The following is an 8,311-nucleotide window of genomic DNA, read 5'->3' as shown; positions in this document are numbered from 1 at the left end:
TTTGGGTTGGTCTCCAAATGCCACCTCTTACAGAAATTTGGCAACTATATCTGCGCCGTTTTGCCATCGAACACTGGTATCGCTTAGCGAAACAAACCTTGCATTGGACTGTGCCGAAGTTAAGCACCCCAGAACAGTGCCAACGATGGAGTGATCTGATGCCATTAGTGACCTGGCAATTATGGTTAGCTAAAGATTTAGTGAGAGAAATTCGTTTGCCCTGGCAAAAGTCTCTCTCTGAATTAACCCCTGGAAGGGTTGCACAATCAATGCTTGCACTTTTATTCAAGATTGGGACTCCCACTGTTGTTCCCAAACGCCGAGGAAATTCAGATGGATGGCCTGAAGGAAGACATCGCACTCAAAGATGTCGCTATCCTGTGGTGAAAAAGGGTAAAGGTCGGTTCCAAAATCAACAAAATTCGTAAGTTAACCTTGAGAAATCTCTCGTTGATTAACTATTTTTTCCACTCAGCTCGTGCTGAGTCAATTTGTGCTTAGTCTAAACTCCAAAAGAACTTGAGTAAACGGCAATACAAGCTGCTGCTGGTGTGTCATGAAGTTTACCGACAACAAGCATGGATGTACGAACACAAGACAAATAAAGTTGACGATAGAATTGTAAGTTTAACACAACCCCACGTTCGTCCCCTAGTTAGAGGAAAAGCAGGAAAACATACAGAATTTGGAGCTAAACTATCTGCGAGCAGCTTTGAAGGTTATGTATTTTTAGATCGAATTAGCTGGGACAACTTCAATGAGTCAGGAGACTTAATCGCTCAAGTAGAAGCATTTAAAGAATTCACAGGACATTACCCAGAATCGGTTCACGTTGACAAGATTTACCGCACGCTCGACAATCGAGCCTGGTGTAAAAAAAACGGAATTAGGATGAGTGGTTCGCCCTTAGGAAGACCGCCCGCTCACGTCAGTAAAGAGAAAAAAAAGCAAGCCGCAGAAGATGAAAGAGTCCGCCAAGCAATTGAGGGAAAATTTGGGCAAGCAAAGAGAAGATTTAGCCTAGGTCGAGTGATGGCTAAACTCGATAATACCTCTCTAACAGCGATGGCAGTTACTTTTTTGTTGATGAATCTTGTCGCAGGATTGAAAAGATTATTGTGGCTTTTTTTGTGTCAATTTTCATCAGTAACAATTGGTTGCGGGTCAGTGATAATCAAAAATTATGTGTGCGGGAGCCAACTCAAACAAAAACTTAACTTGTCGGCTTGCTCGAACTTGCGATCGAACTTTTTTTGACTTATTCAGCAAGCCCTATTTAAACAAGTTTTTTTGATTGCCTTTAATAGCGATAATATAATCATTTTTAGATTGAGTAATTAAAGTAGTTGTCTCTTTTTGACAATGCAAAGCATCCAATGTAAACACGTTACCTTGATGGGGATCACCCTTTACCAGCTCTTGCGCCTGACTGATTTATGAACTTTTTTTGTTTTCAATTTTTTGGACTCTGAGAACAAAACCACTGTCGTGACTAAATAAAGACACAATTGATACAGAATTTTGAGAGTTAGTCTGGGAGTTTTGGCAGGTACTTCTGAGACATTTGCCATCAATTGACACCCAATCAGTTAAGTCGATTGAGGTAGTTAGTTGACTATCCCATTGATTAAATGCGTCGATTAAATCCGAGGTTTTAACCAACATCATTGCTCGTCGAATACTCGAATAAGATGGTACTCGATCGGTGGTGAGATGAAATGTTTTAACGAGCAGTTTTTGGTGGGACTTGGCGAAGCTTTCGATATCTCTATATCCCAAACAACCGAACATTGACCCCAGAATAACCAATAGTAATATCAGCCACAAGGGATGTCTTTTTCCTAATTTCTTGCGTGGAGTATTGACTTTTTTCAAAAATAAGATTAGAGTCAGCATATATGTTTTTTTGAGCGCTCACTAAAAATCTTATCAGATAGCGCGATCGCTTTTACTTTTGCAGATCGGATTCGAGAATGAAACAGCCCTGAGGTGAAGCCGGATTTTCAAAAGAGCAGGTGCGAACTCTTCCGCCAGTGTTTTCACTATTGCTGGGACGGCTGGGAATGGAACTAAAAGAAGTGGGAGATGAGCTGTTTTTAGAAGAACTAGAAGAACTAGAAGAGGTGCCCGACTAGCTGTTTATAGAAGGATTAGAAAGACTAGAAGAACTCGAAGAGCTAGAAGAACTCGAAGGGCTAGGCGAGGTAATGCTAGAGCGACAGGAACTGGAACTAGAAGAAGACGATCGCGCGCCAGTCCTTACTCCGCTGATTCTGGCCAAAGCTTCCCTGTTAATATTTTACCATTTACCACTACTGCCAGCAGTTAAATTTACAGTAAATTTACCTATCAAAAAAGCGATCGCCGTAAAGCACAAAAGTTAATTTTTTAGCATAATTTAGTAGACCAAAAATACGATACTCAACCATGAGTATTAATAGTCAAGAGTTAACTAATCCGCTAGCAAATCCGGTCGCCTTTGGCGCGTTCTTTCAATTTGCTGTTCCCTGCGCCAGCGAGCAATTTCTGCGTGATTACCAGACAGCAACACGTCAGGCACCTTCAATCCGCGAAAATCCGCCGGTCGAGTGTACTGCGGATAATCCAAAAGTCCGTCTTCAAAACTCTCAAACTTCAGCGAATCTTCCTTCGCGACAGTTCCCCGCAGCAATCGCAAAACCCCATTAATCAAAGCCAAAGCTGGAATTTCGCCCCCTGTGAGCACAAAATCCCCCAAAGACACTTCGCGAGTGACCAAATGCAGCACTCGATCGTCCACACCTTCATAATGACCGCAAATCAACACCAACTGATCGCGCCCGGCCGCCAACTGCCGAAACATCGCCTGCTGCATCGGTTCCCCCTGGGGAGTCAGCAAAATCACCTCGCGCCGTGGCAAAACCGGCAGCGACTCCACCGCAGCAAAAATCGGTTCCGGCTTCATCAGCATCCCCACTCCGCCCCCGTAAGGCTCGTCATCGACTCGCTGGTGCTTGTCTGTGGTAAAATTGCGGGGATTGACAAAATTCACCTCAGCAATCTTTTTAGCTAAGGCTTTGCCCATCAGTCCCGACTCCAGGGGAGCCCGGAAAAATTCTGGAAATAAGGTAACTACGTCAAATCGCACAATTATTGGAATTTATTGATACATCACCTCTAGTTTGACCCTTAGAGGGAGTTCAGTTTTCAGTAATTGCTTTATTCTTTATAATTTCTTATAATTTCTGAGAATTTTTGCAAGTTAAATTCTCTTCCTTTGTCGGCGGGCCCGTTTTGTACAACAATAATCAGTTTTTCATGACAGCGACTGCAAGTAAACTCGCCGCCAAACAACTGCCAGCGAGGTGAGATCGGCGATCTCACCTCGCTGGCACAAACAAATATTTATTCTTAAAAAGCCCTATTGTACCCACAGCCACGGCAAAATTGAATTTCACATCCAACAGAGGAAGACACACCATGCAGCAGTTGACATCTCAAGCCCTTGAACACAATATTCCCCAGCGCACAAAAACCTCGATTATGGTCATCGGGGGAGCCGAAGACAAAGTTCACGGGCGAGAGATTCTGAATACCTTTTTTTGCCGCGCTGGGGGTGCAAACGCTCGGCTGGCGATCGTTCCGTGCGCTTCGCGAGATCCCGAAGGAATTAGCAACCGCTACCGCACTATATTTGACGAAATGGGCGTTAGCGCGGTCAAAGTGGTGGACATCCGCGAACGCGAACAAGCCGAAAACCCCGTCTGGAAAGATTACTTAGAAGATTGTACGGGCGTATTCATCACAGGCGGCGACCAACTGAGGCTCTGCGGGCTACTGGCGGACACCCCGCTGATGGAGAAAATTCGCAAAGAAACTCTCGAAGGCAAGATTACCCTCGCCGGTACCAGCGCGGGTGCAGCGGTGATGGGATATCACATGATTGCCGGCGGCGGGAGTGGCGCGTCCCCGAACCGCTCTTTAGTAGACATGGCAAACGGACTTAACATTATTTCTGAGATCATCGTAGACCAGCATTTTCACAACCGTAACCGCATGGCTCGCTTGCTGTCGGCTGTGGCTTGCCATCCAGATCGCATCGCTATTGGTATTGACGAAGACACCTGCGCCTTGTTTGAGGGAGACGATACTATGAAAATTCTCGGTAAAGGCACTGTGACTATTGTTGATTCTAGGGAAAATTTTTATACCAATGAGTCGGTAGTAGGAGCGACAGAACCCTTAAGTCTCTTCAATATGCGCTTGCACGTTCTGTGTCACGGAGATTGTTACAATATGCCCCTAGGCAAACCAATGCCATCGGCAGCCTGTTCCGAGTCTGGCTGGCCCCCAGAATGCCGCACAGCCAACTAATGCAGAATTTCAGAGTTATTGATAAAGCAGAAATTATGCGACATTGCCACCGAATAATGGATACAACAAAAGAATAGATTCCGAAGCAGCCGCGGGCTGACGCCAGAAGGCAGAATCACAGAAAATTCTACCTTCGGGCTTTGAGTTTTTTCCTGCCATTGACCTGTACTTGTTTCTAGCCGATCGCTGGGAGATGAATTTTCAATTGGGTGGCCCATAACTGGAAATTCAGTCCCAAACTGTTCGCAGCGAACAGTCGATCGAGCAATCTAGATCGAAATTGAATAAATGCTTCAATTATCTATAAGATTTCGCGCCCCATACCCCTCTAACTGACATGAAAATACTTAAAATCCAGACCTTACGCGGCCCCAACTACTGGAGCATCCGACGCCACAAACTTGTCCTGATGCGTCTGGATTTAGAAGACTTGGCAGATAAAACCACATCTGAAATTCCTGGCTTCTACGAAGGGTTGACCGCCGCGCTGCCGAGTTTGAACGATCATCACTGTTCTCCCGGTCATCAAGGAGGGTTCCTGCAACGTGTCAGAGAAGGCACAATGATGGGACACGTAATCGAACACGTAGCCCTAGAACTTCAGGAAATGGCAGGAATGCCGGTCGGGTTCGGTCGCACCCGCGAGACTGCGACCCCAGGCATTTACCAAGTAGTAATTGAGTATCAAAACGAACAAGCAGGTCGCTATGCCGCCCGGGCGGGCGTGCGGATGTGCCAGAGCATTGCTGATACTGGCACTTATCCAGCAGCAGAATTAATCCAAGATTTGAGAGACCTTAGAGAGTTTGCTGCGTCGGCGGCTCTCGGGCCTAGTACGGAAACACTGATCAAGGAAGCAGAATCTCGCGGCATTCCTTGGATACCTTTGAGCGCCAGGTTTATGATTCAACTAGGCTACGGGGTTCACCAAAAGCGGATTCAGGCAACTCTGAGCAACCGCACGGGAGTTTTGGGGGTAGAACTAGCCTGCGATAAGGAAGGTACCAAAAATATCCTCGGCAGCGCCGGCGTGCCGGTTCCAAGAGGAACGGTGATTAATTATTTGGACGAATTGCGCGGGGCGATCGAAGATGTCGGCGGTTATCCGATCGTCCTCAAGCCCCTAGACGGCAACCACGGCCGCGGGATTACGATCGACATCAATTCCTGGGAAGCAGCAGAAGAAGCCTACGACTTAGCCAGCGCGGCATCAAAAACAAAAAACGTTATTGTCGAGCGCTATTACGTCGGTCGCGATCACAGAGTATTGGTAGTCAACGGGCAAGTCGTAGCAGTTGCAGAACGAGTCCCCGCTAACGTCGTGGGTAACGGCAAGTCTACAGTAGAACAGCTTATTGAAGAAGTAAACCGCGACCCGCAGCGAGGAGACGGACACGACAACGTGCTCACCCGGATCACGATCGACAAATTGTGCCTGGATTTGTTGCAAAAACAAGGATACGCCATGGACTCCGCAGTGCCCGCCGGCGAAAGAGTATTTTTGCGCGCGACAGCAAACTTGAGTACCGGTGGAATTGCAGTCGATCGCACCGACGAAATCCACCCGGAAAACGTCTGGCTGTTTTCCAGAGTTGCCAAAATTATCGGTTTGGACATCGCCGGCATTGACGTAGTAACTCCCGACATCTCCCAACCCCTGCGCGATGTCAACGGCGTCATCGTCGAAGTCAACGCAGCACCGGGTTTCAGAATGCACGTCGCCCCGAGTCAAGGTTTACCCCGCAACGTCGCCGGCGCTGTCTTCGATATGCTTTTCCCCTCGCCTCAACCCAGCCGGGTGCCGATTTTAGCGGTAACGGGAACTAACGGCAAAACTACAACCACTCGCCTGCTTGCCCACATTGTTAAGCAGACCGGTCAGATTACTGGTTACACGACTACCGACGGTACTTACATCGGCGATTATTTGGTCGAAAGCGGAGACAATACCGGACCACAGAGTGCTCAGTTGATTTTGTCGGATCCGACGGTGGAAGTGGCGGTGCTGGAAACGGCTAGAGGCGGAATTTTGCGATCGGGCCTCGGCTTCGATCAGTGCGATGTCGGCGTCGTATTGAACGTCGCGGCCGATCACTTGGGAATTGGCGACATCGACACCGTGGAACAACTTGCCAAACTCAAGAGCGTCCTCGTCGAGTCGGTAATGCCCAAAGGCTATGCAGTGTTAAATGCAGATGACCCGCTAGTAGCACAAATGGCGCAGCGTGTCAAGGCTCAAATTGCATATTTTTCGATGAACCCGGACAGCGAACTGGTTGCCAAACATACCGCTGCAGGCGGGCTGGCAGCGATTTACGAAAATGGGTATTTGTCGATATTGAAAGGCGATTGGACGCTGAGAATTGAGCAGGCTGTGAACGTGCCGCTGACGATGGGCGGGCGCGCGCCGTTTATGATTGCCAATGCTTTAGCAGCTTGTTTGGCGGCTTTTGCCCAAGGATTGAAAATAGAAGATATTCGATCGGCTTTGTCAAGCTTCCAAGCATCGGTCGGCCAAACTCCCGGACGGATGAATTTGTTTAATTTGGGCAGCTATCACGCTTTGCTTGACTACGCCCACAACCCCCACAGCTACAAAGCTTTGGGCAGTTTCGTGCTGAATTGGCCGGGACGGCGGATCGGGGTAGTCGGCGCCCCCGGAGACCGGCGAGATGAAGATTTTGTCACGCTGGGCAAACTTTCGGCCGAGATGTTCGATCGCATAATTGTCAAAGAAGATATTGACACGCGCGGGCGAGAGCCCGGTGTTGTGGCCAAGTTAATTTGCCAGGGGATTGCAGAGGCGATTTCTGCAGGAACCGCAAACAAATCTCAAGTTGAATACGAGTTGATTCTCGACGAAACAACTGCTATCAACAAAGCTTTAGACGAGGCTCCTGCCGGCAGTTTGGTAGTGATGTTACCTGAAGGCGTCAAGAAAGCTCTGAGTTTAATTGAAGCCCGGAAACCGATTCAGGAATCTGCGGTAAATCCCATTAGTGTCGATCGATCTAAAGAGGAAAGTTTGAAACCGAGCGTTGTGAATCAAGGCTAAAGTCTGAATTTTAATTGAATTGATAGGTTGGGTTGAACCTTTAGGACACCCAACCTATTTTTTTGGAGTTTAGACTAAACACAAATTGACTCAGGGTTAGCTGAGTGAAAAAAAATGGTCGATGCTCAGAGAACTCGAAAGGTTAACAGATGGATTTCTGCTGGGGGGGTGACAAAGAGGTCTACGAGATAGACTGTATAAGGGTTGCTGCCCGCATACCTTGTTGATAAAAGCGGCGTTTATTTGGAGTTAACTTCATTAACTGTTCTACCTCGTCAGAATATTGTCCCTTGATAATTAACCCATTTTTCTCCATCTTGCGCCAACACCAAATGTACTCCGTCTTCGATATCTTTTTTTAGGTTCTTTGCGGCGAGATACATATTTTTGCACCTGCTTTTTCCTCATTTCAGTGCCTTGAAATATTCCCGCACTGTCGGCGAGCGTCATGAGCAAAATCATGTTAATAAGTCGGTCTCCTTTTAAGCTAGTTCCTTCAAGATCGTAGCCTCCTGTTTTACAATCAAGGGAACATTTCTTCAAGGCCCATCCGTTGCTTGTAAGCATCGATAGCTGCCGGCAATGACCCTAAATCTGTGAGTATAAACCACGCTTCATCAACCTTCCATGCCCCGTAGTTTCTTTTCCACTTACAAGCAACATCAAATCCAGTAGTAGGCTGAGTTTTTCTCACTCTTTTACCTGGAAAATATCAAGAGGTTCCTGGTACTATTGCTAATTCATCTAACCGTTGCCAAACTAAATGTTCCGTTTCGATTAATATGATTCTTTTTCAGTCTTAAACAAAAAGATACACCCTTTTCCCGTAGAAGTTCACGGGGGTAGCAAAAACCCAAAAAATCTGATAAGGTGAGGCACATGGAGAAGACAGTGCCGGAATTA

6 protein-coding genes and 1 pseudogene are annotated in these 8,311 nt (G+C 47.0%); 5 read left to right on the top strand and 2 right to left on the bottom strand.

Annotated features, from left to right (window positions below; all coding sequences use genetic code 11):
* On the top strand, window positions 1-428 hold a 428-nt coding region (locus QUA78_RS30905; RefSeq protein ID WP_333399208.1), incomplete at its 5' end, for a hypothetical protein.
* Between the two features lie 85 nt (window positions 429-513).
* Window positions 514-1,257, top strand: a pseudogene (locus QUA78_RS30900) (transposase); the annotation flags it as partial.
* A 177-nt stretch (window positions 1,258-1,434) separates the two neighbouring features.
* Here QUA78_RS30900 and QUA78_RS30895 read toward each other — a convergent pair.
* The gene (locus QUA78_RS30895) at window positions 1,435-1,896 is read right to left on the bottom strand and encodes an ISAs1 family transposase (protein WP_333306156.1); all 462 of its coding nucleotides are present in this window, start codon (window positions 1,894-1,896) and stop codon (window positions 1,435-1,437) included.
* Window positions 1,897-2,207: 311 nt separating this feature from the next.
* Here QUA78_RS30895 and QUA78_RS30890 point away from each other — a divergent pair, with 311 nt between their 5' ends.
* Complete coding sequence (locus QUA78_RS30890) at window positions 2,208-2,384, top strand: hypothetical protein (RefSeq protein ID WP_333306158.1); 177 nt, start codon at window positions 2,208-2,210, stop codon at window positions 2,382-2,384.
* 68 nt (window positions 2,385-2,452) lie between these two features.
* Here QUA78_RS30890 and trmD read toward each other — a convergent pair whose 3' ends face one another.
* A complete protein-coding gene (gene trmD / locus QUA78_RS30885; protein WP_333306160.1) occupies window positions 2,453-3,127 on the bottom strand; it encodes a tRNA (guanosine(37)-N1)-methyltransferase TrmD in 675 nt (224 codons plus the stop codon).
* A gap of 332 nt (window positions 3,128-3,459) precedes the next feature.
* Between trmD and QUA78_RS30880 the strand changes: the two genes are divergently transcribed.
* A complete protein-coding gene (locus tag QUA78_RS30880; RefSeq protein WP_333306162.1) occupies window positions 3,460-4,353 on the top strand; it encodes a cyanophycinase in 894 nt (297 codons plus the stop codon).
* 337 nt (window positions 4,354-4,690) lie between these two features.
* The gene (gene cphA / locus QUA78_RS30875; RefSeq protein ID WP_333306164.1) at window positions 4,691-7,408 is read left to right on the top strand and encodes a cyanophycin synthetase; all 2,718 of its coding nucleotides are present in this window, start codon (window positions 4,691-4,693) and stop codon (window positions 7,406-7,408) included.
* Window positions 7,409-8,311 lie beyond the last annotated feature (903 nt).

Source organism: Microcoleus sp. K4-B3 (assembly GCF_036704615.1).
Classification (GTDB): domain Bacteria; phylum Cyanobacteriota; class Cyanobacteriia; order Cyanobacteriales; family Microcoleaceae; genus Microcoleus.
The sequence above is the reverse complement of the archived record's forward strand: the minus strand, read 5'-3'. Positions and strand labels throughout refer to the sequence as shown.

Excerpts from the sequence above, each read along its gene's own strand:
- QUA78_RS30895 (WP_333306156.1), bottom strand. The coding sequence starts at position 1,896 with ATGCTGACTCTAATCTTATTTTTGAAAAAAGTCAATACTCCACGCAAG.
- QUA78_RS30880 (WP_333306162.1), top strand. The coding sequence starts at position 3,460 with ATGCAGCAGTTGACATCTCAAGCCCTTGAACACAATATTCCCCAGCGC.
- QUA78_RS30890 (WP_333306158.1), top strand. The coding sequence starts at position 2,208 with ATGCTAGAGCGACAGGAACTGGAACTAGAAGAAGACGATCGCGCGCCA.
- cphA (WP_333306164.1), top strand. The coding sequence starts at position 4,691 with ATGAAAATACTTAAAATCCAGACCTTACGCGGCCCCAACTACTGGAGC.